Annotated in this window: 23 protein-coding genes and 1 pseudogene; 13 read left to right on the top strand and 11 right to left on the bottom strand. The window is 71.3% G+C overall.

Annotated elements, in window-relative coordinates:
• Positions 1-61: 61 nt before the first annotated feature.
• The 3 genes from VIM26_RS13830 (at position 62) to VIM26_RS13820 (ending at position 2,213) form a co-directional block, all read left to right on the top strand.
• Positions 62-724: a helix-turn-helix domain-containing protein gene (locus VIM26_RS13830; RefSeq protein ID WP_331952127.1), complete on the top strand. Its 663-nt coding sequence runs from the start codon at positions 62-64 to the stop codon at positions 722-724.
• 83 nt (positions 725-807) lie between these two features.
• The gene (locus VIM26_RS13825) at positions 808-1,425 is read left to right on the top strand and encodes a type IV toxin-antitoxin system AbiEi family antitoxin domain-containing protein (RefSeq protein ID WP_331952125.1); all 618 of its coding nucleotides are present in this window, start codon (positions 808-810) and stop codon (positions 1,423-1,425) included.
• A complete protein-coding gene (locus VIM26_RS13820; RefSeq protein ID WP_331952123.1) occupies positions 1,422-2,213 on the top strand; it encodes a nucleotidyl transferase AbiEii/AbiGii toxin family protein in 792 nt (263 codons plus the stop codon). Before VIM26_RS13825 ends, VIM26_RS13820 begins: the two co-directional genes overlap by 4 nt.
• A gap of 27 nt (positions 2,214-2,240) precedes the next feature.
• Here the strand turns inward: VIM26_RS13820 and VIM26_RS13815 are convergent, their stop codons facing one another.
• The 4 genes from VIM26_RS13815 to VIM26_RS13800 are packed head-to-tail and all read right to left on the bottom strand — an operon-like array spanning position 2,241 to position 7,706.
• Entirely contained in the window at positions 2,241-4,583 is a 2,343-nt protein-coding gene (locus tag VIM26_RS13815; RefSeq protein WP_331952121.1) for a glycoside hydrolase family 3 N-terminal domain-containing protein, read from the bottom strand.
• Positions 4,584-4,606: 23 nt separating this feature from the next.
• Positions 4,607-5,464, bottom strand: coding sequence for a carbohydrate ABC transporter permease (locus VIM26_RS13810; RefSeq protein WP_331952119.1), 858 nt, complete (start codon positions 5,462-5,464; stop codon positions 4,607-4,609).
• Complete coding sequence (locus VIM26_RS13805) at positions 5,464-6,390, bottom strand: sugar ABC transporter permease (RefSeq protein WP_331952117.1); 927 nt, start codon at positions 6,388-6,390, stop codon at positions 5,464-5,466. The genes VIM26_RS13810 and VIM26_RS13805 overlap by 1 nt, the downstream gene beginning before the upstream one ends.
• On the bottom strand, positions 6,387-7,706 hold the full coding sequence (locus VIM26_RS13800; protein ID WP_331952115.1) for an extracellular solute-binding protein: 1,320 nt from the start codon (positions 7,704-7,706) through the stop codon (positions 6,387-6,389). The genes VIM26_RS13805 and VIM26_RS13800 overlap by 4 nt, the downstream gene beginning before the upstream one ends.
• Positions 7,707-7,839: 133 nt before the next feature.
• Here VIM26_RS13800 and VIM26_RS13795 point away from each other — a divergent pair, with 133 nt between their 5' ends.
• From VIM26_RS13795 to VIM26_RS13765, 7 genes are all read left to right on the top strand, one after another.
• Positions 7,840-8,883, top strand: a complete 1,044-nt coding sequence (locus VIM26_RS13795; protein ID WP_331952113.1) for a LacI family DNA-binding transcriptional regulator — start codon at positions 7,840-7,842, stop codon at positions 8,881-8,883.
• A gap of 136 nt (positions 8,884-9,019) precedes the next feature.
• A complete protein-coding gene (locus tag VIM26_RS13790) occupies positions 9,020-10,576 on the top strand; it encodes an ABC transporter substrate-binding protein (RefSeq protein ID WP_331952111.1) in 1,557 nt (518 codons plus the stop codon).
• The gene (locus tag VIM26_RS13785; protein WP_331952110.1) at positions 10,573-11,631 is read left to right on the top strand and encodes an ABC transporter permease; all 1,059 of its coding nucleotides are present in this window, start codon (positions 10,573-10,575) and stop codon (positions 11,629-11,631) included. Before VIM26_RS13790 ends, VIM26_RS13785 begins: the two co-directional genes overlap by 4 nt.
• Positions 11,628-12,506: an ABC transporter permease gene (locus tag VIM26_RS13780; protein ID WP_331952109.1), complete on the top strand. Its 879-nt coding sequence runs from the start codon at positions 11,628-11,630 to the stop codon at positions 12,504-12,506. Before VIM26_RS13785 ends, VIM26_RS13780 begins: the two co-directional genes overlap by 4 nt.
• A complete protein-coding gene (locus VIM26_RS13775; protein WP_331952107.1) occupies positions 12,503-13,315 on the top strand; it encodes an ABC transporter ATP-binding protein in 813 nt (270 codons plus the stop codon). The genes VIM26_RS13780 and VIM26_RS13775 overlap by 4 nt, the downstream gene beginning before the upstream one ends.
• 3 nt (positions 13,316-13,318) lie before the next feature.
• Positions 13,319-14,137: an ABC transporter ATP-binding protein gene (locus VIM26_RS13770; protein WP_331952105.1), complete on the top strand. Its 819-nt coding sequence runs from the start codon at positions 13,319-13,321 to the stop codon at positions 14,135-14,137.
• Complete coding sequence (locus VIM26_RS13765) at positions 14,134-15,186, top strand: dipeptidase (protein ID WP_331952103.1); 1,053 nt, start codon at positions 14,134-14,136, stop codon at positions 15,184-15,186. The genes VIM26_RS13770 and VIM26_RS13765 overlap by 4 nt, the downstream gene beginning before the upstream one ends.
• On the opposite strand, the gene VIM26_RS13760 is transcribed toward VIM26_RS13765, so the two are convergent.
• The 3 genes from VIM26_RS13760 to VIM26_RS13750 all read right to left on the bottom strand — a co-directional run bounded on the left by VIM26_RS13760 (position 15,123) and on the right by VIM26_RS13750 (position 18,096).
• On the bottom strand, positions 15,123-15,878 hold the full coding sequence (locus VIM26_RS13760; protein WP_331952101.1) for a type 1 glutamine amidotransferase: 756 nt from the start codon (positions 15,876-15,878) through the stop codon (positions 15,123-15,125). The genes VIM26_RS13765 and VIM26_RS13760 overlap by 64 nt on opposite strands.
• Positions 15,879-15,967: 89 nt before the next feature.
• Positions 15,968-16,231: a hypothetical protein gene (locus tag VIM26_RS13755; RefSeq protein ID WP_331952100.1), complete on the bottom strand. Its 264-nt coding sequence runs from the start codon at positions 16,229-16,231 to the stop codon at positions 15,968-15,970.
• A gap of 101 nt (positions 16,232-16,332) precedes the next feature.
• Complete coding sequence (locus tag VIM26_RS13750) at positions 16,333-18,096, bottom strand: DUF4173 domain-containing protein (RefSeq protein WP_331952098.1); 1,764 nt, start codon at positions 18,094-18,096, stop codon at positions 16,333-16,335.
• A gap of 171 nt (positions 18,097-18,267) precedes the next feature.
• Between VIM26_RS13750 and VIM26_RS13745 the strand changes: the two are divergent.
• The 3 genes and pseudogenes from VIM26_RS13745 to VIM26_RS13735 form a co-directional block, all read left to right on the top strand.
• A pseudogene (locus VIM26_RS13745) lies at positions 18,268-18,393 on the top strand (Fic family protein); the annotation flags it as partial.
• A gap of 25 nt (positions 18,394-18,418) precedes the next feature.
• Positions 18,419-18,571, top strand: a complete 153-nt coding sequence (locus tag VIM26_RS13740; protein ID WP_331952096.1) for a hypothetical protein — start codon at positions 18,419-18,421, stop codon at positions 18,569-18,571.
• Positions 18,572-18,653: 82 nt separating this feature from the next.
• Positions 18,654-19,631, top strand: coding sequence for a DUF389 domain-containing protein (locus VIM26_RS13735; protein WP_331952094.1), 978 nt, complete (start codon positions 18,654-18,656; stop codon positions 19,629-19,631).
• A 1,303-nt stretch (positions 19,632-20,934) separates the two neighbouring features.
• Here VIM26_RS13735 and VIM26_RS13730 read toward each other — a convergent pair.
• The 4 genes from VIM26_RS13730 to VIM26_RS13715 all read right to left on the bottom strand — a co-directional run.
• Positions 20,935-21,408 (bottom strand): RpiB/LacA/LacB family sugar-phosphate isomerase, encoded by a 474-nt coding sequence (locus VIM26_RS13730; RefSeq protein ID WP_331952092.1) that lies wholly within the window; start codon positions 21,406-21,408, stop codon positions 20,935-20,937.
• A gap of 314 nt (positions 21,409-21,722) precedes the next feature.
• The gene (locus VIM26_RS13725) at positions 21,723-21,902 is read right to left on the bottom strand and encodes a tautomerase family protein (protein WP_331952090.1); all 180 of its coding nucleotides are present in this window, start codon (positions 21,900-21,902) and stop codon (positions 21,723-21,725) included.
• 98 nt (positions 21,903-22,000) lie between these two features.
• Positions 22,001-22,828 carry a LysR family transcriptional regulator gene (locus VIM26_RS13720; protein WP_331952088.1) on the bottom strand — a complete coding sequence of 276 codons (828 nt, stop codon included), beginning with the start codon at positions 22,826-22,828 and terminating at the stop codon, positions 22,001-22,003.
• A gap of 109 nt (positions 22,829-22,937) precedes the next feature.
• Positions 22,938-23,439, bottom strand: a 502-nt coding sequence (locus tag VIM26_RS13715) for a hypothetical protein (protein ID WP_414696487.1), incomplete at its 5' end; no start/stop codon positions are given.

The following is a 23,439-nucleotide window of genomic DNA, read 5'->3' as shown; positions in this document are numbered from 1 at the left end:
CCGGCCTCCTGGTACAGTTGATCCGAATCAGCATCGGATGAATAAGGTGACGGTACGACCGATGAAGGATGACGTCAAGGACCAATCCAGCGGCAGGCGCCCGTACCACTCGCCGCGCCGAGGCGAGCAGGCGATAGCGACCCGCCACGCGGTGCTCGCCGCGGCCACGGAGCTGTTCGTGGCCAACGGCTACAGCGCCACCACCGTCGTGGAGATCGCGACCAGGGCCCGGGTCTCGGTCGATACCGTCTACGCGTCGGTGGGACGCAAACCCGCGCTGCTGCGCGAGCTCGTCGAGACCGCGATCTCGGGCACCGAACAGGCAATACCCGCCGAGCAGCGCACCTACGTCATCCGGATCCGCGCGGCCAGCTCCGCGGGTGACAAGATCGCCATCTACGCCCAGGCGATCACGGGCATTCAGCAGCGCTTGGCGCCCGTCTTCCTGGCGTTGCGCGACGCGGCAACCACCGACCAGGAGTGCGCTTCCCTGATGGCCGAGATCGCCAAGAGGCGCGCCACCAACATGCGCACCTTCGCCGCCGACCTGCGCGCGACCGGCGAGCTCCGCGACGACCTGTCCGACGACCAGGTCGCGGACATCATCTGGAGCATGAACGCCGCCGAATACTGGGTGCTCCTGGTCCGTGACCGCGGCTGGACCCCCGCTCAGTTCGCGGCGTGGCTCACGGACGCCTGGACCCGGCTGCTGCTCGCGAGGTAGTGCCGCTGGCGTGTGGCCCTGGATCTCTTTACTATGCAGATACGCCCCTGGCGGGGTAGGTTTTGCATAGCAAAGGAGGAATCGTGAGCGATGTCCGGCAACTGGTCGCGCGCGCGCCGCTGCGGACCATTCGCACCGGCGACCTCGCGGCCGTGTATGCGAACCCGCACAAGGAAGCCCGCGAGCTCGTGCGGCGCGGCCTGCTGCACCGCCTCGCGCACGGTTTCTACTGTGCCGTGCCGGCCGAGTTCGACGCGCAGGCCTGGCGGCCGACGATCGAGGCGGCCGCGGCCGGGATCGCCACCGCGGCCTACGGGGACCGGGTGCCGGTGCTCACCGGCCTGACCGCGGCTCGCCTGCACCGGGCCCTGCCGCGGGCGATCGGCGAGGCGTACGTCGCCGTGCCCGCCCAGCACCGCCCGATCCGGCTGGCCGACCGCGACGGCATGGTTCGCTTCGTGACGCGCGACGTCGCGGCGCTGGACGCCGAGCTGATCACGAACGACCTCGGCCCGGCGCTGGTCACGACCCCGGAGCAGACCGTGCTGGATCTCGCGCACCGGGACCCGGGCGGCGTCGACCTCGATGCCCGCCAGGCGATCGACGCGATGTGGGCGGGCTGCGACCAGGATCTGCTCGACGAGCTCGCCGCGCGTCAGCGGATGCGGGCCACCCTCGAGCGGGTGCGGGCACGCGCATGAGCCCTCGATCGCGCGAGCGGCCTCCCGTCGACCAGCGTGCCGAGCTCGCTGCGGTCGGCGCGTCCTTCGGGGTCGACATCGAACAGGTCCGCAGGGATCACCTCATCTCCCACATTCTGGCGGCCATCGCGTCCGCGGTGCCGTCCGACGACGTCGTCTTCTTCGGCGGAACCGCGCTGTCGCGCACCCACCTCATCGCCGGGCGACTGAGCGAGGACATCGACCTCATCGCGCTGGCACCGCGCGGCGAGGTGGCGCAGCGCATCGAGCTGGCGGTCGCCCGCGGGCTCGCGCGCAGCCACGGACGACCGACCTGGCGGCCGTCGCTCACCGCCACCAGCGGGAGCGAGCCCGCGGTCCTGTCGGTTCCGGCAGGGATCGGGGTCCAGGTCCAGCTGCTCAGCGGCGACGGCTACTCGTGGCCGACGGAGGTCGTGGACCTCGAGCAGCGCTACTCCGACGCGCCGCCGGCGAGGATGCGGACCCTGACCGCTGCCGGGTTCGCCGCCGCCAAGCTGTCCGCCTGGATCGATCGCCGGGCACCACGAGATCTGTTCGACCTCTGGGCGCTGAGCGCGAGCGGGATGATCACCCCGGACGCCCTCGACGTGTTCGTCCGGCTCGGACCGTTCGGGCGCCCACCGCCGGACTGGGTGTTCGACGAGGTGCCGACCGATCCGCAGTGGCGGCGTGCGCTCGCCCACCAGACGATCCTGACCGTCGGCCCGCAGCAGGCCGCCGACGCCGTCCGCCGCGCGTGGCGGACGGCGTCGGACGGCCTCGGCTGAGCCTGCCAGGGGTGCGCTGGTTACTCCTCAGATATCCCTGATCGGGACGACGGTGACCGGGGTCGTGAGGACCCGGTCGTGCCCGACCCGGCGCACCTCGCCGACGAACCGGACGGTCGCGGCGCACGGCAGGTCGTCGGCCGACGCGCCCACCAGGAGCTGGACCGTCCCCGGCTCGACGATGCGCTCCATCGAGACGCCGGTGAAGGCCAGCCGGTCCGCATGCACCGTGAACGTCACGCGAGCGCTCGCACCGGCGTCGAGGGCCACCCGGGCGAATCCAGTGAGCTGGAGCACCGGCCGGGCGACGGATGCGACGTCGTCGTGCACATAGAGCTGGACCACGTCCTCGCCCGCGCGGTCCCCGGTGTTGGTGACCGTCACGCTCAGCTCGACGGCCCCGTCGGTCGCGACCTCGGCGCCCGAGGTGGCGAGGTCGGTGTACGCGTAGCTCGTGTACGACAGCCCGTGGCCGAAGGGGAACAGGGGTGTGGGGTCCAGGTTGGAGATCCCGTCCGAGCTCCGGCCGAGCGGGGGCTGGAGGTAGGTACCCGGCTGGGCGCCCGGCAGCGCCGGGACCTGGACCGGGAGGCGGCCCGAGGGCGTGACACGCCCGCTGAGCACGCCCGCGAGCGCACCGCCGCCCTCCTCGCCCGGCATGAACGCCTGCACCATCGCCGCTACCCGGCCCGCATAGCGGCCCAGCGCGTAGGGCCGGCCGGAGACGACGACGAGGACCACCGGGGTGCCGGTCGCGATGAGCGCCTCGACCAGCTCGTCCTGGATCCCGGGCAGCGAGAGGTCCTCGGCGTCGCAGCCCTCACCCGAGGTCCCGCGCCCGAACAGGCCGGCCCGGTCGCCGACGACGGCGAGGCACAGCTCGGCGCCCTGTGCCAGCGCGACCGCGTCCGCGATCCCCGAGCGGTCCACCTCGCGAACCGGCACGCCGAGGGCACCGGCGATCCTCGACGCGGGAAACTCGCTGCGCAGCGCGGCCAGCAGCGAGGCGGCCGGCACGCCCATCCCCAGCTCGGGGTACTTCGGCAGGACGTGGTTCGGATAGGAGTAGCAGCCCATGAACGCCAGCGCGTCGTCGGCGCAGGGTCCGACGACGGCGAGGGCGGCCGGGGCGGTGAGCGGCAGGACGCCGTCGTTGGCGAGCAGCACGACCGACCGCTCGGCCATCCGCCGGGCGATGTCCCGGTTGCCCGCGGAGTCCAGGTCGCGGCCGGTGCCCGCGCCGACGGCGCCGGCGGGCGTCCACTCGTCGTCGAGCAGGCCGAGCTCGAGCTTCTGGCGCAGCACCCGGCGGGCCGCGGTGTCCACGACCGACTCGGGCACCCGGCCCGCGCGGACCAGCTCGAGGAGCCCGGGCCCGTAGCAGAGGGTGTCAGGCAGCTCGACATCGATGCCGGCGGTGAGCGCGAGCGCGCCCGCCTCCGGCAGCGACGCGGCGACGCGGTGCATGGTGCTCAGGAACGCGACCGACCAGTAGTCCGAGACGACGGTGCCGGTGAAACCCCACTCGTCGCGCAGGATCCCGGTCAGCAACGAGGCGTCGGCGCCGGCCGGGACGCCGTCGACGTCCGCGTAGGAGTTCATCACCGACCGTGCTCCGCCCTCGCGCACCGCGGTCTCGAACGGGATGAGGATGATGTCCCGCAGCTCGCGCGGGCCCATCGTGACGGGCGCGTGGTTGCGCGCGGCGCGCGACGCGGAGTACCCGGCGAAGTGCTTGAGGGTCGCGATGACGCCGGCGCCCTGGAGCCCCTTGACGTACGCGGTCGCGAGCATGGCGACGAGGTACGGGTCCTCACCCAGGGTCTCCTCGACGCGCCCCCACCGGTAGTCGCGCACGACGTCGAGCACGGGGGACAGTCCCTGGTGGACGCCGACGGCGGCCAGGTCCGAACCGATCGCGGCGGCCATCTCCTCGACCAGGTCCGGGGACCAGGTGGCGGCCCAGGCGATCGCGGCCGGATAGACCGTGGCACCCAGGGTGGTGAACCCCGTCAGGCACTCCTCGTGCACGATCGCCGGGATGCCCAGGCGGCTGGCGTCGACGACGCGCTGCTGGAGCTCGACGACCCGGGCGGTGCCCTCGGCCACCGTCTGCGGCCGGGTGCCGAACGGGCGGGTGAGGTGCCCGAGCCCGTCGGCGCCGAGCTGCGCGAACTCGCCGGCGCCAGCCGCCCAGACGTCCTGCATCGGGGCGACGTTGCCGCTGACCTCGAGGTTGCCCACCCAGGCGCTGCCCAGCTGGCCGAGCTTCTCGGCGAGCGTCAGCTCGGCCAGCAGCGCGTCCGTGCGCTCGTCGAGGGACTTGCTCGGGTCGGTCCACACGTCGGCAGACCTGATCGGGGTATTCATCGTTCTCCTGTTCGAATGATTGTTCACTTGCCGAACCCCGCGGTCAGGCCGCTGACCAGCTGCCGGCGGCCCAGCACGTAGACCACCAGGATCGGCAGGGTCGACAGGATGACCGCGGCGAGGACCGCGGGGATGTTGACGGTGAACTGCCCCTGGAAGGACCACAGGGCGAGCGGCAGCACCCGGTTCTGTGGGCTCTGGGTCAGGATCAGCGGGAACAGGAAGGCGTTCCAGACATTGAGCGCGTCGTACACGGCCACCGTGATGACCGCAGGGCGCACCAGCGGGACGGCGAGCCGCCACATGGTCTGCCAGTGGGTGGCCCCGTCGAGGCGCATCGACTCGAACAGCTCGTTCGGGACGTCGCGCAGGAAGTTCACCAGGATGATCACCGTCAGCGGGATCGCGAACGCGATGGACGGCAGGATCAGCGCGAGCAGGGTGTCGTACAGGTGCGCCCTGGTGATCATGTAGTAGATCGGCACGATGGTCGCCTGGATCGGGATCGCCAGGCCGAGCAGGAAGACGGTGAAGGTCGCCCGGTGCAGGCGCCCGGTGCCGCGCACGATGGTGAACGCGGCCATGAACGAGACCACCACCGTGACGGTGACCGTGGCGACGGTGACGATGACGCTGTTGAGGAAGTACCGCGTGAAGTCGTTCGCCAGGACGAGCCGGTAGTTGTCCAGCGTGGCGTCCGTCGGGATCGCCAGCGGGTTGCCGGCGAAGAATCCTGCCTGGCTGCGCACGCTGGTCACCACGATGTAGTAGATCGGCAGGATGATGACGGCGAGCCACACGTAGCCGCCGAGGGCTCCCAGGACGTTCGGGCGCACGACGCGTGGGCGCCGGCGGGTTTCGGTGCGGGTGGTGGCGGACATCAGGCCCCCTCGAGCTCGCTGCGCATCTGGCTGAATCCGGTGGCCTTCGTGATCCCCCAGGACAGCAGGAGACCCGCGAGGACGAGGATCACGGCCAGCGCGCTGGCCGTGCCCATGTCGTTGGCGGAGAAGCCGGTGAGGTACATGTCCAGCGACAGCACCCGGGTCGCGTCGCCCGGGCCGCCGCCGGTGAGCACGAAGATCAGGTCGAAGTAGGTCAGCGCGCCGATCAGCATCAGCGTCGAGGACGTGACGATCGTGTTGCGCAACTGGGGGAGGGTGATGAACCGGAACTGCGTGACGCGGCCCGCGCCGTCGATGGACGCGGCCTCGTACAGCGACGCGGGGATCTGCCGCACGCCCGCCTGGTAGAGCAGGGAGTGGAACGGCACGAACTGCCAGGCGATGGCGAACACCACCACGTACAGCACGAGCCGGGAGTCCCCGAGGTAGTCCTGGCTGAGCGCCTGGAGGTTGAACGCGCGGCTCACGCCGAAGTTCGGGTCGAGCAGCGACTTGAACGCGATGGCGACCGCGGCCGAGGAGAGCAGCAGCGGCAGGAAGTACAGGACGGCGAGCACCGCCCGGTACCGCTGGGTCCCGGCGGTGAACACCCCGAGCAGCAGGCTGATCGGGGTCTGCACGATCCAGGTCAGTGCCATCACCTTGACCGTCAGCCACAGTGCGCCGCGGGTACCCGGATCGCTCAGCGTGTGGGTCCAGTTCGTCAGGCCCGTCCAGGTCGGGGTGTCCAGGCCGTTCCACCGCATCAGGCTCAGCACGACGACGCCGCCGAGGGGCACCAGGGCGAAGACCGCGAAGAACACCAGAGCGGGCAGGGCCAGCAGGACGCTGGGGCCCGTGCGGGGCCGATCCGCACGGGGCACCACGAGGGGAGTGCTGCGCCGAACGTCGACGGTGGTCATTTTCCGACCGTCTTGTTCATCGCCGTGGAGAACTGTTCGGGGGTGATCTGGGTGAGGAACAGCTTGTCGAGGTTGGTCAGCAGCGCGTCCGCCTGGACGGGGGAGAGCGCCTGGTCCCAGGAGAGCTGGAAGTGCGGCGCCTGCTGGGCGAGGGCGTACACGTAGCTGAGCCACTGGGGGTCCTGGGTCGCGGCGAGCTTGGACTGCAGGCCGGCGACCGGAGGCACGGCGCCGCCCTTGAGCAGGGCGTCGACGTAGTCGTCACTCATGACGCCCTTCTTCAGGTAGTCCAGGGCGGCCTTCTTCTCCCCGGCGCTGGCCTTGGACGAGACGGACCAGAAGTTCGCCGGGTTGCCGGCGACGTCCTTCGGGTCGCCCTTTCCTCCGGTGACGGCCGGGAACGGGATGAAGCCGAGCTTGCCGTCCTTGAGGAACTGGGGATTCGCGGTCTTGAGCGTCGGGTAGTTCCAGCTGCCCTGCAGCAGCATCGCGGCCTTGCCGGTGTACAGCAGCGCGAGGTCGGCGCCGCTGTCGGCGGCGATCGAGGAGAAGCCCTTGACGAACGCGCCGGCGCCGACGAGCTGCTGGATCTTCGTGTTGGCCTCGAGGACCGCCGGGTCCGACCACGCGTCGGGCTTGTTGGCCGCGATCTTGTCGAAGACCTCGGGACCGCCGATGCGGTCGACCAGGTACTCCTCCCACATGAGGTCCGGCCACTTGCTCTGCCCGCCGAGCGCGAGCGGCGCGACGCCGGCGGCCTTGAGCTTCGGGATGACGGCCAGCAGCCCGTCGAACGTGGTGGGCGGCTCGATGCCGGCCTTGGTGAAGACGTCCTTGTTGTAGAACAGGACGACGGGCTGCATCGCATTGTTTCCGATCGCGTAGACCTTGCCGGCGATGATCCCGGTGGCGGCGATCGACGGCAAGAAGCGCGACTTGAGCGCGGGGTCGGCATTGACGTCGTCGGTGAGGTCGGCGACCTGTCCGGCGTCGACGTAGGCCTTGAGGATACCGCCGCCCCAGCCATAGATCAGGGAGGGCCCCTTGCCCGCGCCGATCGCGGTGCGGACCTTCTGCTTGAAGGCGTCGTTCGACAAGAACGTCGGGGTGATCGTCTCGGTCGGGTTGGTCTTGTTCCAGGCGTCGAACGAGGTCCGGAACGTCTGCTCGTCGCCGCCGGTCAGGGCCCACGCCGACGCGCCTGCGCTGCCGGCGGCGCCGGAGGTGGGCCCGCTCGAGCCGCACGCGGCGAGCGCGGTGGCCAGGGTGGCGATCGTGACTGCGGCTGTTGCCTGTCGAAGCTTGGTGAGCTTCATTGCTCTGCCTTCTCTCGAAACTTTTCGGAAACACCGCCAGATTGGCGCCAGAAAATTAGGGCACAATTGAGGTCGCGTCAAGTACTTTGGTACCGTCAGCTCGACGAAATTGTTTCGAATGAAGGGATCGACGATGACGGTCACGGTCACACCTCGACGGACCCTCGAGCACGTCGCCGCCCGGGCTGGTGTCTCGAAGGCCACCGTCTCGAAGGTCCTCAACGGCCGCAGCGACGTCGCTGCGGCGACGCGCGAGCGGGTGCTCGCCGTCGTGCAGGAGGTCGGCTATCACCCGACGGTCGCCAAGCGCATCTCGAGCACGCGCCTGATCGTGGACCTCGCGTTCGACAGCCTGGTGAACCCCTACTCGACCCGGGTGCTGGAGGGCGTCGTGGAGGCCGCGGCCGAGCTGGAGGTCGACGTCGTGATCGCCCGCCCGCCGGATCCGCGCGTGGTCGGACCGGCCGCGTACGGCGACGCCTGGGCCCGCAGCCTCGTGGCGAACGGTCGCGGCGGCCTGATCGTGGTGACGTCCGAGCTGACCGAGGCGCAGGTCGCCTCGTTCGGGCGGGCCGGAATGCCGCTCGTCGTCATCGACCCGATCAACCTCGAGCGCAAGGACGTGGCGAGCGTCGGGGCGACGAACTGGGCGGGGGGTGTCTCGGCGACCGACCACCTGCTCTCGCTGGGCCACACCCGCATCGCGTTTGCCGGTGGGTGGCCGAAGTCCGCGTGCAACCGCGAGCGCGAGCACGGGTATCGGGCCGCGCTCGAGATCGCGGGCATCGACGTCGACGTCACCCTGATCAAGAACGAGTCCTTCACCTACGAGGCGGGCCTGCGCATGGGTCGGGCCCTGCTCGAACGCGACCAGCCTCCGACGGCGATCTTCGCCGGGTGCGACACGTCGGCCCTGGGGGTCATCGAGGCCGCGCGGCGACTGGGCGTGCGGGTTCCCCAGGACCTGAGCGTGGTGGGTTTCGACGACACCTCGCTCGCCCTGTGGTCCGCTCCCCAGCTGACCACCGTCCGCCAGCCGCTGGCCGACATGGGCCGCGTAGCCCTGCGTACCCTGCTCCAGTTCGCCCGCGGCGAGGCACCCGACTCCCATCACATCCAGCTCGCCACGACCCTGGTCGTCCGAGACTCCACCGCCCCGCCGGCGCAACGGCGCTGATCGCAGACGCGCCCGGGCGTCACGCGGGTGAACCGATTCGGAAACGCGGCTGTGGTTCAATCCGTCGCACCGGGCCGCACTCGAGCCCGCAAAGCGACAGGGGACTCGATCCATGCTCCGCAGCCGGTCATCTCGCATGCGCCTGACCTCGACCTTTGCGGTGGTCGCCCTGTTTGGGCTGGCCGCCTGCGGATCGGGGGGTGAGGCGTCCGGCGGGGGCTCGGCCAGCAAGACCCTCGTCGTGGACAACGTCTTCCAGCTCAAGACCATCGATCCGGCGCGGTGCTTCGAGGCGACCAGCTGCCTGCTCGTCAAGCAGGTCTACGAGACCGCGCTCAACTTCGACGGCGCGGACCTGGGCACGGTCGTGCCGGCGGTGACCGACTACGCGATGTCCAAGGACAACAAGGTCCTTACGCTGACCCTCGACGGTGCGCACACGTTCAGCTCCGGCAAGCCGGTGACCGTGGACGACATCGTTTTCTCCTACCAGCGCCTGCAGGGTCTCAAGGCGAACCCGGCCTTCTTCCTCGACGGCGTCACCGTGAAGAAGGTCGACGACAAGAGCCTGACGCTCACCAGCGCGGTGGCGAACCCGGCGCTCGTGAGCATCCTGCCCAACCCCTCGCTCGGCATCGTCGAGAAGGCCGTCGTGGAGCACAACGGCGGCACCCTCGACGCCGCGGACAAGTCCGAGGCCTACCTCAACAAGACCTCGGCCGGCTCCGGCGCGTACCAGCTGGACGAGGTGAACATGACCTCGCGCGTCACGCTCGCGCGCAACGCGAATTACTCCGGCCACAAGCCCGCGTTCGACCGCGTCGTCGTGCAGAACGTGAGCGCCTCCACCCAGAAGGTCAACGTCCAGGCCGGCTCGAGCCAGATCGCGCTGGACATCCCGTCCGACGAGGCCGCCGGCCTCGACGGCGGCACGACGCAGGTCGCCGAGGGCAAGTCCGCGACCACCGTGTTCGCGTGGTTCAACACCAACCCGAAGTTCGGCGGCGCGACGGCCGATCCGCAGTTCACCGCCGCCGTGCGGCACGCCATCAACTACGACGAGCTCGTGAAGATCACCGGGGCGGCGTCGAACCGGATCGCCGGCCTCGTGCCCGCCCAGTTCGCCGGCGCTCTGCCCGACGACGAGGCGGCGGGCTACGATCCCGCGGCGGCCAAGGTCGACCTCGCCAAGACCGGCTACCGGGGCGAGCCGGTGAAGTTCCTGCTCTCCAGCGACAGCGACGTGCTCGCCGCCGCGGCCCAGAAGATCCAGGCGGACCTGAAGAAGGTCGGCATCAACCTCCAGCTGTCCCCGATGCCCGGCGCGACCATGCTCGACACGTTCCGCGGCGGCAAGTTCCCCGCCGGCATCGCCAACTGGTACGCCGACTTCCCGGACGCCTCGGACTACCTCGTCTTCGCGCCGGGGCAGAACATCGCCAAGCGCGCGGCGTGGCTCGACGACGGCTCGAGCGCCAGCGCGACGGCGATCGCCCCGTTCGTCAAGGCCGCGACGTCGGCCGCGACCACGGGCGACCGCGCCGCCGCCTACCAGGAGCTCCAGCGTGAGCTGAACAAGACGGGCCCGTTCATCCCGCTCTACCAGCCGGGCGCGCAGATCGTCGCGGCGAAGGACCTGAGCGGCGTCGCCTACAACTCGATCTTCACGATCGACCTGACCGCGGTGAAGTGAGCTCCAGCGACACCCGGCGCCGGAGCGGGGGTGCGCGCCCCCTGCTCCGGTACGTCGCGGTGCGCTCGGCGATCAGCGTCCTGCTGCTGTGGGGCGTCACGCTGGTCACGTTCACCATGACGAACCTGGTGCCCGCCGACCCGGTCCAGGCCGTGCTCGGCGAGCAGGCGTCGAACAACCCGGCGATCGTCGAGGCCACCCGGCACCGCATGGGGCTCGACCAGCCGCTGCCGGTGCAGTACGGCCTGTACCTGCGGCGCCTGGTCCACCTCGACCTGGGCACGTCCGCGCAGACGCACAACCCGGTGCTGGTCGACCTCCAGTCGGCCTTCCCGGCGACCATGGAGCTGGCCACGTTCGTGCTGGTCCTCTCCGTGCTACTCGGGGTCGGGCTCGGGCTGGTCGCCGCGCTGCGGCACCAGCGGCTCGCGGACAAGGTGATCCGCGTCGGCAGCCTGATCGGGATCTCGCTGCCGACGTTCTGGCTGGCGACGCTCGCGTTCTACCTGTTCTTCTACAAGCTCGGCGCTCTGCCCGGTTCGGGGCGGCTGGACGCCCAGTTCTCCCCGCCACCGCACGTCACCGGCATGTACACCGTGGATGCGGCGATGGCGGGGCAGTGGGACGTGCTGGCCAACGCGCTGTGGCACCTCGTGCTGCCCGGCGGCGTGCTGACCCTGTACACGGTCGGGGTGCTGGTGCGGTTCTCCCGCTCGGCGATCCTCGAGGTCGCCGGCCAGGAGTATGTGCTCGCGGCCCGCGCCAAGGGGCTGCCGGGCCGGAGGGTCACCTTCGGCTACGTGCTGCGCGGCGCGCTGCTGCCCGTGCTCACCATGACCGGCCTGACGTTCGGGTCGTTGCTGTCCGGCTCGGTGCTCACCGAGAGCGTCTTCGCCTGGAACGGGATGGGCCAGTACGCGTATCGGGCGACCACGAGCCTTGACCTGCAGGCGGTCATGGGCGTCGGGATCGTGGTCGGGGCCGTCTTCATCGCCGCGAACTTCGTGGTCGACCTGCTGTACGGCGTGATCGACCCGAGGGTGAGGCTCGCATGACCCCCGAAACCCTGGCTCCGCCCGGCCGACGTCGGCTGCGCGTGCCGCCCGAGTGGCGTTCGCCGTTGACCGTGGTGGGAGCTGTCATCGTGCTCGCCTGGGTGCTGCTCGCGCTGCTCGCGCCCGTCGTCTCGCCGTCGGACCCGCTCGCGCAGGCCGGCCCGCGGCTGCAAGCGCCGAGCGCCGCGCACTGGTTCGGCACCGACACGATCGGCCGGGACGTGCTGTCCCGGGTGATCGCCGGCGCGCGGATCTCGCTGCCGGTCGCGCTGGTGATCGTGACGTGCTCGGTCGTGGTCGGCTCGACGCTGGGGGCCGTCGCCGGGTACTTCGGCCGCGGCGTCGACGAGGTGATCATGCGCGTGACGGACCTGGTGCTCGCCTTCCCGACGATCATTCTGGCCATGGTCATCGCCGCCGCGCTCGGGCCGAGCCTGGTCAACGCGGTGGTCGCGATGCTGCTGGTCAGCTGGCCGCAGTACGCCCGGGTGATGCGCTCGCTGGTGCTGGGAACCAAGAACAGCGACTTCGTGGTCGCCGGTCGGCTGCTCGGCGTCGGGCCGCTGACCTCGCTGCGGCGCGACATCGTGCCGAATGTGCTCTCGCCGATCCTGGTGCTGGCGACCCTCGAGCTCGGCGGGGCGATCCTGCTGCTGTCCGGGCTGTCCTTCCTCGGGCTCGGGGTGGTTCCGCCGACGGCCGAGTGGGGCTCGATGGTCTCCGAGGGCATGCACAACTTCTCGGCGTGGTGGATCTCCACCTTCCCGGGCCTCGCCGTGTTCAGCGTCGTGGTCGCGTTCAACTTCATCGGGGACGCGCTGCGGGACGCCCTCGATCCGCGTTCGCGTACCCGGCTCGGGGCGCAGGCGCTGTGAGCGACCCCGCGGGGCTGTCCATCGAGGACCTGACCCTGTCCATCGACGGGCGCAGCATCCTGGACGGCGTCGACCTGGAGGTCGCGCCGGGCCGGATCACCGGACTGGCGGGGGAGTCCGGCTCGGGGAAGACCCTCACCGGGATGTCGATCATCGGACTCCCACCGGAGCGCGCGGTGCTGGGCGGGGCGATCCGTTACGGCGGAGCGAACCTGCTCGAGCTGGGGGACAAGAAGCGCAACGCGCTGCGCGGCGCCCAGATCGCGATGGTGTTCCAGGACCCGGCGGCGAGCCTGCACCCGATGATGAGCATCGGCACGCAGCTCACCGACCACGTGCGCTATCACCTGCGCCTGAGCAGGTCCGGCGCGCGCGAGCGCCTGGTGGACCTGCTCAGGCAGGTGCGCGTGCCGGACCCCGAGGGCGCGCTGCGCAAGTACCCGCACCAGTTCAGCGGCGGGCAGTTGCAGCGCATCGCGATCGCGGGCGCTATCGCGTGCGAGCCGAAGGTGCTGGTCGCCGACGAGCCCACCACCGCGCTCGACGTCACGGTCCAGGCCGGCATACTGCACCTGCTCCGGGGTTTGTGCGACAACCTCGGCCTGACCATCGTGCTGATCACGCACGACCTCGGCGTGATGTCCGCGCTCGCCGACCAGATCGCGGTCATGCGCCACGGGAAGGTCGTCGAGTTCGGCAACCGCGCCGACGTCATCCAGCGTCCGGCGCATCCGTACACCCGGTCGCTGATCGACGCGCTGCCGGACCGTGTCGCTGCGGCGAGCCTCGCCGCGAAGGAGGTGGGCTGATCAATGCCCTCGGAGCTGGTGGACAAGGTGCTAGTGCCTGACGACGAGCTGGTCGTCGACAATGTGACTGTGACGTACAAGCAGGCGGGACGTGGGGTGCTCACCGCGGTCGACGACGTCTCGCTGACCGTCGGCGGCGGCGAGGTCGTCGGCCTGGTGGGGGAGTCCGGGTGCGGCAAGTCCACCCTCGCCAAGGTGATCTGCGGCCTGGTGCCGGCGGCCGCCGGGCAGGTGCGTTTCAGTGGGATGCGGGTCGGCCCGCTCGGGCTGCACCGGCGCCGCACGGAGCTGCTGCGCATCCAGCTGGTCTTCCAGAACCCGTACGCCTCGCTCAACCCGCGCCGCCGGATCGGCCAGCAGATCGAGGACGCCCGCGCGATCCACCCCGGCCAGGCCCCCTCGGTGGCCGAGCTGTTCGAGCAGGTGGAGCTCCCCGCGGATGCGGCCTCCGGGTACCCGTACCAGTTCTCCGGGGGGCAGCGCCAACGGATCGCCATCGCGCGTGCGGTGGCCACCGGGCCGCAGCTGCTCATCGGTGACGAGCCGATCGCGTCCCTGGACGCCTCGTTGCAGGCGAAGGTCGCCACCCTGATGCGCCGGGTCGCGCTCGAGGCCGGTGCGTCGTTGTTGTTCATCAGTCACGACCTGTCCGTGGTGCGGCTCATCGCGGACCGGGTGCTCGTGATGAACGCGGGCCGGGTCGTCGAGCAAGGACCCACGGCGCAGGTGTGGGACGACCCGCAGCAGGCGTACACGCGCCGCCTGCTCAATGCCATCCCGCTCGCCGACGGACTCGGCCGGCTGCCGGTGCTGGAGGCATGACCATGCCCGACGGCGGTTGGCCGGAGCTGCGCATCCCCGTCATCGACGGGCACAACGACCTCGCGTGGGAGCGGCGGACCCTGTTCGACTACTCCGTGGACGGGCTCGACCAGGAGACCGGCGTCGGGCACACCGACATTCCGCGGCTGCGCCGGGGCGGCGTCGCGGGGCAGTTCTGGTCGGCCTGGACGCACACCGACCTCGAGGGCGCCGAGGGGGTCCAGGCCACCCTGGAGCAGGTCGACTTCGTGTACCGGCTGGCGCGCCGCTACCGCGACGACCTCGCCCTCGCACGGACCGCCGACGACGTCCGGTCCGCGATGGCCAGGGGCCAGGTCGCCTCGCTGATCGGCATCGAGGGCGGGCACCAGATCAACGACTCCCCGGCGGTGCTGGACTCCCTCGCCCGCCTCGGGGTCCGCTACATGACCCTGACCTGGAACAGCACCACGAGCTGGGCGGACTCCGCGGCCGACGAGGCGCGCCACGACGGGCTCAACGAGCTCGGGCGCGAGATGGTCCTGCGGATGAATGCGATGGGCGTGATGGTGGACCTGTCCCATGTCTCGGTGGACACGATGCGCGACGCCCTGGACGTCAGCACCCTGCCGATCATGTTCAGCCACTCCTCGTGCGCGGCCCTGTCCCCGCACCCCCGCAACGTGCCCGACGACGTGCTGGCGCGCCTTGCGGTGAACGGCGGCGTGCAGATGGTGACGTTCGTGCCGTACTTCCTCTCGCCCGAGTTCGATGCCTGGTCCTCCTCGGACCGCACCGAACCCGCCCCACCGGTGACCGTGTACGACGTGGCGGACCACGTGGACCATGCGCGCGAGGTCGCCGGCGTCGATCACATCGGCCTGGGCGGCGACTTCGACGGCTGCGACGTGATGCCGGCCGGGCTGGAGGACGTCGCGGGCTACCCGCGGTTGTTCGGTGTCCTCGCCGCCCGCGGCTGGTCCGCGCCGGACCTGGAGAAGCTGGGCTACCGCAACGTGCTTCGGGTGCTGTCCGACAACGACCCGGCGTACGTCGACTTCGTGGGCTGACCGCGGACCTGGGCGGCGAACGCCCGCGCCAGCTCGCGGCATGCGCGCTGCGTGTCCGGCTCGTTGGCGGCAGCGGTGGCGGCCAGGGCATCGGAGTCGAAACCGCCGGCGGCCAGCGCCGCGGAGTCCCAGCGGGTCAGGCGCGCGGCGTCGACCTCGGGGTGGAACTGGACTCCCCAGACGCGGCTGCCGAGCCGGAACGCCTGGTTGCGGCAGGCGGCGCTGGATGCGAGGAGCGTGGCGCCCGGCGGCAGCGCCACGATCACGTCCCGATGGTTCTCGATCGCGTGGAACGACTCGGGCACGGCGCCGAACAGGCCGTCCTCGCGAGCGGCCGGGGTGCAGGTCAGCGCGGTCGAGCCGCGTTCCGGCGAGCCATGGTTCGCCCGGACGTCCCCGGCGTCGACCAGCGCGAGCAGCTGGGCGCCCAGGCAGATGCCGAGCGTGGGCAGGTCCGCGTCGATCGCCTCGCGGGCGAGGACCCGCTCGCGGGCGAGCCAGGGCGCGGCGGCGTCGTCGTCGGGCATCAGGCCGCCGCCGAGCAGGACGAGTCCCGCGTAGCCGTCGAGGTTCGCGGGCAGACCGTGGAGGCCCGGACGCACCTCGACGGTGAGGCCCTCGGCCTCGAACCAGGGGTGCAGCCGCCGCAGTCCGCTGTCCGGGTCGTTCTCCACGACGAGCAGTCGTGGCATCGATGGACGCTCGTTCATGGGCGTACCCCGCTTCGTCTCGGCCGAGAGCGGCCCAGGCTATCCAACCGGTGGTGCGCCGTGCAGGCGTGTCACGCCGAGTGCGGCAGGTGCCGGACCGCGGCGTCGTCGGCCTGGGCGGGTCGGGGCGCCGGGTGCTCCACCAGGGCCACCACCCGGCCGGACATGAACCGTGCGGTCCGGACCGCGGTGCCGCCGCGCGTGCTCTCGGTGACCTCCACGATGCCGCGACCGTGGGTGATCTCGACCCGCCGACCCGCGCGCGTCGCACTGATCTCGTAGGTGCGAGTCGTTCCGCCGGCGTCAACGACTATCTCGACGCGGTCGCCCTTCATCGTGTACCTCCCACCGTATGAACGTCGACGTGCCGTGGTCGATTCCACCGCCGATCGTCCTCGGCTACCGGCATCGGCTCGGCAACCGGCGTCGCCGTCGGCTACCGGCTCAGCGCGGCGGCTGGTGCGCAGCCCGCGGGATCTGCCGCTCCCGCCGACCTCCACTCGGCGAGCGTGCGCTCCGCGCGGCTGCGGCCGAGGTTCCACGCGACTAGGCCCCCGGACTCCTTCGCGTCGACGCTCGAGAGCAGGCACGACCGGTTCGGCTCGTCCAGCCGGTCGATCGCGGGCACGGCGTCGGCAGACAGGCCCCGCAGGTAGCTGACGTCGAGGGCGGAGTCGAACTCGGCGGTCGCGTTGTAGCGGACGATCTGCGCGTCCGGGTTCACCGCGGCCAGCGCGATCATGGCCACCGCCACGACCTGCACGACGGCGCGCGGCAGCCATCCCGCGCGCCAGCGCACGCCTGCGACGATCACCAGGACGAAGACCACGGCGAGCACCACCTCGACCAGGACGACGAACAGCCGAAGCCTGGTCAGGCCGTACGCGCCGATGTACAGGTCCATCCGGCGCAGCGCCGAGGCCACGACTCCCAGCGTGCCCAGGCACAGCGCGCCGAGCGCGGCGCGGGAGACCAGCCGCTCGCGCTCGGTCGTGCGCGGCGCCCGGCGGGCGGCGACGGCCACCACCGCCAGGGCGAGCGCTGTCGCGACCACGAGCTGTGCGAACCCCTGGCGGGCGTACTCCGCATAGGTCAGGTCCGCGGTCGCGAGCACGTACCGGCTCCCGCCGACCAGCGCGCTGACCTGCACGAGCACGAAGGCGAACACCATGGCGTCGAGGCCGAGCACGGGGAGCAGCCACTCACCGAGCCGCGCGGATCGTCCGGCCGGGACCCTGGCGTCCGACCACGCGGGAGGTGCCAGCGCCAGGTGGGCCAGGGTCGCCGCGGCGAGCGCCACCAGGGCGCCGACCACGACCTGGGCCGGGAGCAGGTTCAGGTGCACCGTGGGCAGGTAGCTGGCGAAGACCTTGTCGGCACTGGCGAACAGCAGACCGAAGACCGCGAGCAGCGCGATGGTCACCCCGACGCTGCGCAGCGCCAGGATCACCTGGGCGCGCCGCGGACCGACGAGCGTCCCCGCCCCGTGCGCGACCGATCGCGCCGCTCGGCCGCCGCCCGCCGCCCAGCTCACCGCGCTGAGCAGCACGGCGGGGGCGGACCGCGCAGATGTCGCAGCAACCGCGCCGGCCCCGGCCGCCGTCGCCACGCACAGCGCGACGACCCAGCCGGCGTCGCGCAGGGCGACCATCGCGAGCAGCGCCACGGACAGTGCAGCGGTGATGAGGTCCCCGACCGCGCGCCGGCGCAGCAGCGCGGGGACCGCGGGGATCCAGAGCAGCAGGCCGATGAGCGCCGCGCCGAGGCCGAGCCGATGGCCGACCAGCAGCGCTCCGGCCGTCACGCCCACCACCGCACAGGCCACCAGCACGCGGGGCGAGACCATCCGGGCATGCTCGCCCCAGAACGTCTTCAACGCGACGGTCAACGGTCCCGGGGGCCGGGTCGCCAGCGCGGTCGATCCCCCTCTGAACGCGGCACCGGGCGCGGGAGGCGGTGCCCACGCCGTCGGGCTCGGGGCGGCGGGCAGGACAGGCGCGGTGGCGGGCCGCCCTGGCGCGACGGGCGGGAGTGGCGCGACGGGCGGGACCGGCGCCGTGCTGGGCGGGACGGGCGCGGCGGGCGGGACGGGCGCCGTGCTGGGCGGGACGGGCCCCGTGCTGGGCGGGACGGGCGCGGCGGGCGGGACGGGCTCCGACGGGGAGGGTGACGCTGGCGGTGTCGCGCCGGGTGTGGTCATGAGCGTCACGTTAGGGAGCAAAGGGGAGCACTGTCCGGTGCGACGCCAGGAGGCGAGGTGCAGATTCTGTGCGCGAGCGTGCAGATCTGGTGCGCGATCGCGAGCGTTGGTGCAGGTCCCGGCGCTGGACGGCCGTCGTCGAACCGGGAGCTGTGGTCCGCTCCGAGCCGACGTGAGGACATCCCGGTGCTGCCGCACGCCGCCATCGCGCATGCCCAGTTCGAGACCATCCATCCGTCCTCGGACGGCAACGGTCGCACCGGGCGTGCTCTGGTCCACGCCCTGCTGCGCAGCCGAGCTGGGGATCTCGCACACGAACGCGATGAAAGGCATCGGTCGACTGGTTGAGATCGGCGCGCTGGCGGAGGTCGGCGGGCGGCGTCGATCCATCCTCTGGCAGGCGAGCGAGGTGCTCGACGCGCTTGACGGCTTCGCCACGCGTGCCGGCCGTCGCCGGCTCGGCGACACCGGCTGACGGTTTCGACATTGACACGCCGCAAGCGGGTAGTCGAGGTGCTCGGACTCGGCCCCAGCCGCGGACAGGCCAGAATGCCGGTGTGCTGCACCTGCGGATCTCCGTCCCGACCGACCTCAGCGACGGCATCGTCGAGGTGCTGTCCGACGACCCCGCGGTGAGCAGCCTTGCGAGGATCCGTGGCGCATCCATCCGGCCCGACGGCGACCTGGTGCACGCCGACGTCGCGAGGGAGGCCGCCGACGGCGTGATCGACCGGTTGCGCGCGCTCGGCGTGCACGAGGTCGGAACCCTCCAGGTCGAGCCCGTGCGCACCTGGGTGTCGCAGACCGGGTACGACGCCGAGCGGCACGCTCCCGGCAGCGGCGCCGACTCGGTGGTCTGGGCAGAGGTCACCCAGCAGGCGTATGGCGACTCGGAGCTGAACTGGACGTACGTCAGCTTCATGTCCCTCGCGACGCTGATCGCCGCGATCGCGATCGTGCTGGACTCCCAGATCCTGGTGATCGGGGCGATGGTGCTCGGCCCCGAGTTCGGCGCGGTCGCCGCTCTCGGCGTCGCCCTCGTCCGTCGACGGTTCCGCCTCTTGCGGCTCGCGTCCCGCACGTTGGTGATCGGCTTCGTGGTGGCGATCCTGGTGACCTGCGCCGCTGCGCTTCTCGCGCGGGCGCTGGGCTGGGTGACGCTCGACGACGTGTCCGGACCACGGCCCGGCACCGAGTTCATCTACCGGCCCGACAAGTGGTCTTTCATCGTCGCGGTGGTGGCGGCCGCGGCCGGCGTCCTGTCGCTCACCTCGGCGCGGGTCGGCGGCCTGTCGGGCGTGTTCATCTCGGTCACGACCGTGCCGGCCGCCGGGAACGTGGCGCTCGGGATCGCCTTCGGGCTCCGGGACGAGATCTGGGGCAGCTCGCTCCAACTCCTGGTCAACCTCTCCGGGATGGCCCTCGCCGGCTGGGTCACGCTACTGATCCAGCAAGCCGTCTGGGCGCGGGTGTCGGCGCGTCGCGCGAGGCTGGTGGCTCGACGGCGGCGCAACCGGTTTCAGCAGAGTCCGTGACCTTCTCCCTGGGGCTCGGCGGCCTCTGGACCAGCAGTCGCGTGTCGCGCCTGAGCTCGGGCTCGCCTGGAGGGCGGCGTCGACCAGCGCGGCAGGATCGGGCACTGGATACCGTCCGACCTGCCCCGCCGCGCACGCACCGCCCCGCCGCGCACGCACCGCCCCGCCCCGCCGCGCGCGGCCCGCGCGGCACCGGGCTGACAGGTCGTGCCCTGACGCGCCGCGGTGCTGCGTCGGGGCATCGTTCGGTGCAGCGAACCTGCTCAGGGGTACACGGTCTGTGCCGCGTCGCGGGAGGCGGTTCGGCGCCGTCGCCCAAGGCTCAGTGCAGCTCTCTGTGCAGCGAATCTGCCCCAGGGGTACACGTTCGCTGCACTGAGGGCTGCACTGACGTCGGTGTCGTTCCGGTGCGCGTTCATTTCGCCGCACGGGCGCGGTGTCAACGCCGGTTGAACACTGACTCCTCCTGTCGGGCGAGTTGATTCGAGGTCAGTGTTCACCCGGCGTCGACACACGGGCTGGGAGCGGCCGCTCCCGATCTCGAGGAGACGGCCGCGGCGGTCCACGGCCACCAGGAAGGCCCTCTCCATGGGGCCCACGTTCGGAGTGCATCGGTGTATCCAGGCGGGCTGCCGCCTGAGTCCGAGTCGAATGTCTCATTCGGGATGAAACGATCACAAACCTACGCAAATCATGAAGAACCGGTCATTACCACCAAAAGGGACACAGCGGGCTTCGCCGGCCCGGACAAGGGGGGTCGAGCCACGCGGCGAGCGAATCTGTGCCTGAGAGAACGGCATGCCGGCCGCGCTCACCGGAGCAACGCATCACTCGCGCACCGGCGCGAGGAGCGGGGGCGCACCAGAGCACCGGATCACTGGATCACTGGAGCGACGGAGCGACGGAGCGACGGAGCGACGGACCAAGGGAGCACCAGAGCGACGTCGCTCAGCGAGGACAACAACTCGCATCTCGCGGCGTGAACCCCGAGCTCCCGACCGCTCGAGTAGGTCGAGGTCGAGGTGCGGGTTGGGGTTCGTGTCGGGGATGCGACGCAGTTGAGGGTCGCGGCGTGCGGCGATCGGCATGCGGCGATCGGTCGTCGTCGTGATCGAACGCGCGGTCGCTGATCCTGGCGTCTCCGGAAGACCAGGTCTCCGGACGACGAGTTCTTCTCTTGAAAAGACGACGAGTTCTTCTCTTGAAAAGACGACGAGGCCCTCTCTTGAAAAGACGACGAGTCCCTCTCTTGAAGACGGCGCGGCCGCCGCGCGCCAATCCTGCCGAATCCGGGGCGGGCGGGTCAGGCGAGCGGCACCAGGTGCCGGGCGTCGATGTCCTTGACCTTGTTGACCCGCCGCGCGTACTTCTCGCCGCCGTCGGCGTCGCCGAGCCAGTCCGTGGCCATCCACACGCGGACGATCTCCAGCGCGATCGCCGAGCCGATGATCTTGCCGCCGAGGCACAGCACGTTCGTGTCCGAGTGCGACCTGGCGAGCTCGGCGCAGAACGGGTCCTGGCACACTGCCGCGTAGATCCCGGCGATCTTGTTCGCGATCATCGCGCTGCCGTAGCCGACGCCGTCGACGAAGATCCCGCGGTCGGCCTCACCCCGCGCGACCGCGAGCGCTGCCGGGTAGACGTGGTCGGGCAGGTCCGCCGGGTCGTCGGTGTCGGTGCCGAAGTCGGAGATCTCGTGGCCACCGGCGCGCAGCAGCACCTTGATCTCCTCCTTGAGAGACCGGCCGGCGTGGTCGCTCGCCATCGCGATGCGCATCGTGAGCCCCTTTCGTGGGTCACCGACAACCTAGCCGGACCTTCCTGGCCTCGCGCACATCGCCCGTGAACGTGCAGGTCAGTCACCCTTCGAAACAGATCCGGGCGCCGAATGCGCCAGCACGATGGCGCCCCGCCGTACGCCCCGCCGTACGCCCCGCCGTACGCCGCGCGCGACACCGATCCGCGACACCGATCAGCGGCGCATGAAATCGGTGCTTGTCCCGTCGAGGACGGCTACCCGCCGCGGCTTCCCGGTCGCGGGTTGCACGCCCCTCGGGCACGGCCGAGAGCGGTCGTGCCCGAGGACTGCTGCTAGTCCGCCTTGAGCTTGCCACCCTGGCCCCAGCTGTCGGCGGGAGTCTCCTGGATCCAGACCTGGACCTGCTCGGGCGCGATCTTGTAGCTGTCGACGAACGCGTCGGTGATGGCCTTGACCAGCGCCCGCTTGAGCGTGACGTCGCGGGGGCCCTGCAGGACGGTGACGATCGGCATGATGAATCCCTCGTTCGTAGCCCGGCGACTGGTTGCCGCCGGGGCAATTCCATCCGAGCCGGCGTCGGCGAACCAGACCGGATCGCGATGTGCAGCGATCACGATGACCAATCGTCGGCCGCGGCCTCGGCGCAGGCCCGCAACAGTGGGGCGAGCAATCGCGTCGTGGCTCCCGCCGGTACCGCCAGTGCGGTCGTCATGACCAGCCGGGGTGCGGCGAAGGGGCGAAAGACGACCCGGGTTGGGCGCAGCACGTGGGCGTGCGACGCGTAGAGCACGGTCCACGCGGTCGGTCCGGTGCCGATCGCCGCCAGCGTGTCCTGCAGCGTCTGTGATCGGGGGCCCAGGACCGGCTCGAAGCCGCTCCGGGCGCAAGCCGACATCACCAGGTCCACGAGCGGGGCGTTCAGGGTGCGCGAGACGAGCCGCCGGGGCACCGTGGCGAGCCGAGACAGCTCGACCTCGCCCGTGGCGGCCAGTGGATGGGACGCCGGCAGCACCGCCACCAGCGAGTCCCGCCAGACGGGGACCAGCTCGAGCCCGGGGGAGTCCTGGATACCGCGCACGAACGCCGCGTCGAGCTGGCCGGCCCGGACGCGCTCGAGCCGCACCCGGGTGGATGCGCTGTCCAGTTGAACGACCGCCGCCGGATTCGCGCGCCGCAGCGCTTCCAGGACGCCCTCCAGGCGAACCCCCAGGCCGGAACTGGTTCCCAGTCGGAGCCGGCTCGCACCCGGTCCCGCGTCGTCGGGTCCGGCCGCGGACGCCCGGGCACGCTGCAGGGCCACCAGGACCGCGCGCGCCTCGGGCAGGAACCGCTGACCCGCCTCGGTGAGCCGCACCGATCGGGCGGAGCGGTCGAACAGCTGCACCTCCAGCTCGCGCTCCAACCGGGCGACCTGCTGGCTCACGCCCGGTTGTCCCACGTCCAGCGCCTAGGCGGCCCGCCCGAAGTTCAGGTGCTCAGCGACCGCGACGAAGCACCTGAGCTGGCGTATCTCCATCGGACGATCCTCCCAGAGCACCGGGACGACCTCACGTGCTCCCCGGCGCCCCGCTCGCCTGCTCGAGGGCCCGGCTGCTCTTCGCGACGGCGGTACGCGCCGATCGGACGGCGGCTCTCGCGTCCCTCGTCTCGCCTCGGATGGTCGTGAGCGCAGCCGCGGCGTGCGCCTCGTGATGTTCGGCCTCGCTGAGCCGCGACCTTCCGCGCTCGAGAGCGGTGGCGAGCCTGCGCAGCTCCTTCTCGAGGCTCGCGACCTCCTCGCGCACCGTGCCTGTCATCCCCGACCATTCCTGGAGGCTCTGCTCGGCGTCGGCCTCGGCTTCCTGATCCGACCGCTCGCGCTCCTGCGCTGCTTGCAGGTCGGCCCGCGCACGGTCCAGCGCTTCCCGGGCCTTCGCCTGCGCAGCGGCGCGCGCCAGTTCTCGCTCGCGGTCCTGCCGAGCCGTGGCCGATTCCTTGGGCTCGACGAGCGTGAGCCTGCCTCGTCCGCTCGGTGTCGACCGCGCAGCGGTGGGCGCGCTCGGCCGGCCC

It is taken from the genome of Pengzhenrongella sp. (assembly GCF_036565025.1).
In the GTDB taxonomy this organism is placed as follows: Bacteria; Actinomycetota; Actinomycetes; order Actinomycetales; family Cellulomonadaceae; genus Pengzhenrongella.
The sequence above is the reverse complement of the archived record's forward strand: the minus strand, read 5'-3'. Positions and strand labels throughout refer to the sequence as shown.

Excerpts from the sequence above, each read along its gene's own strand:
- VIM26_RS13830 (WP_331952127.1), top strand. The coding sequence starts at position 62 with ATGAAGGATGACGTCAAGGACCAATCCAGCGGCAGGCGCCCGTACCAC.
- VIM26_RS13820 (WP_331952123.1), top strand. The coding sequence starts at position 1,422 with ATGAGCCCTCGATCGCGCGAGCGGCCTCCCGTCGACCAGCGTGCCGAG.
- VIM26_RS13815 (WP_331952121.1), bottom strand. The coding sequence starts at position 4,583 with ATGAATACCCCGATCAGGTCTGCCGACGTGTGGACCGACCCGAGCAAG.
- VIM26_RS13810 (WP_331952119.1), bottom strand. The coding sequence starts at position 5,464 with ATGTCCGCCACCACCCGCACCGAAACCCGCCGGCGCCCACGCGTCGTG.
- VIM26_RS13805 (WP_331952117.1), bottom strand. The coding sequence starts at position 6,390 with ATGACCACCGTCGACGTTCGGCGCAGCACTCCCCTCGTGGTGCCCCGT.
- VIM26_RS13800 (WP_331952115.1), bottom strand. The coding sequence starts at position 7,706 with ATGAAGCTCACCAAGCTTCGACAGGCAACAGCCGCAGTCACGATCGCC.
- VIM26_RS13795 (WP_331952113.1), top strand. The coding sequence starts at position 7,840 with ATGACGGTCACGGTCACACCTCGACGGACCCTCGAGCACGTCGCCGCC.
- VIM26_RS13790 (WP_331952111.1), top strand. The coding sequence starts at position 9,020 with ATGCGCCTGACCTCGACCTTTGCGGTGGTCGCCCTGTTTGGGCTGGCC.
- VIM26_RS13780 (WP_331952109.1), top strand. The coding sequence starts at position 11,628 with ATGACCCCCGAAACCCTGGCTCCGCCCGGCCGACGTCGGCTGCGCGTG.
- VIM26_RS13770 (WP_331952105.1), top strand. The coding sequence starts at position 13,319 with ATGCCCTCGGAGCTGGTGGACAAGGTGCTAGTGCCTGACGACGAGCTG.
- VIM26_RS13765 (WP_331952103.1), top strand. The coding sequence starts at position 14,134 with ATGACCATGCCCGACGGCGGTTGGCCGGAGCTGCGCATCCCCGTCATC.
- VIM26_RS13760 (WP_331952101.1), bottom strand. The coding sequence starts at position 15,878 with ATGCCACGACTGCTCGTCGTGGAGAACGACCCGGACAGCGGACTGCGG.
- VIM26_RS13755 (WP_331952100.1), bottom strand. The coding sequence starts at position 16,231 with ATGAAGGGCGACCGCGTCGAGATAGTCGTTGACGCCGGCGGAACGACT.
- VIM26_RS13750 (WP_331952098.1), bottom strand. The coding sequence starts at position 18,096 with ATGACCACACCCGGCGCGACACCGCCAGCGTCACCCTCCCCGTCGGAG.
- VIM26_RS13740 (WP_331952096.1), top strand. The coding sequence starts at position 18,419 with ATGAAAGGCATCGGTCGACTGGTTGAGATCGGCGCGCTGGCGGAGGTC.
- VIM26_RS13730 (WP_331952092.1), bottom strand. The coding sequence starts at position 21,408 with ATGCGCATCGCGATGGCGAGCGACCACGCCGGCCGGTCTCTCAAGGAG.
- VIM26_RS13725 (WP_331952090.1), bottom strand. The coding sequence starts at position 21,902 with ATGCCGATCGTCACCGTCCTGCAGGGCCCCCGCGACGTCACGCTCAAG.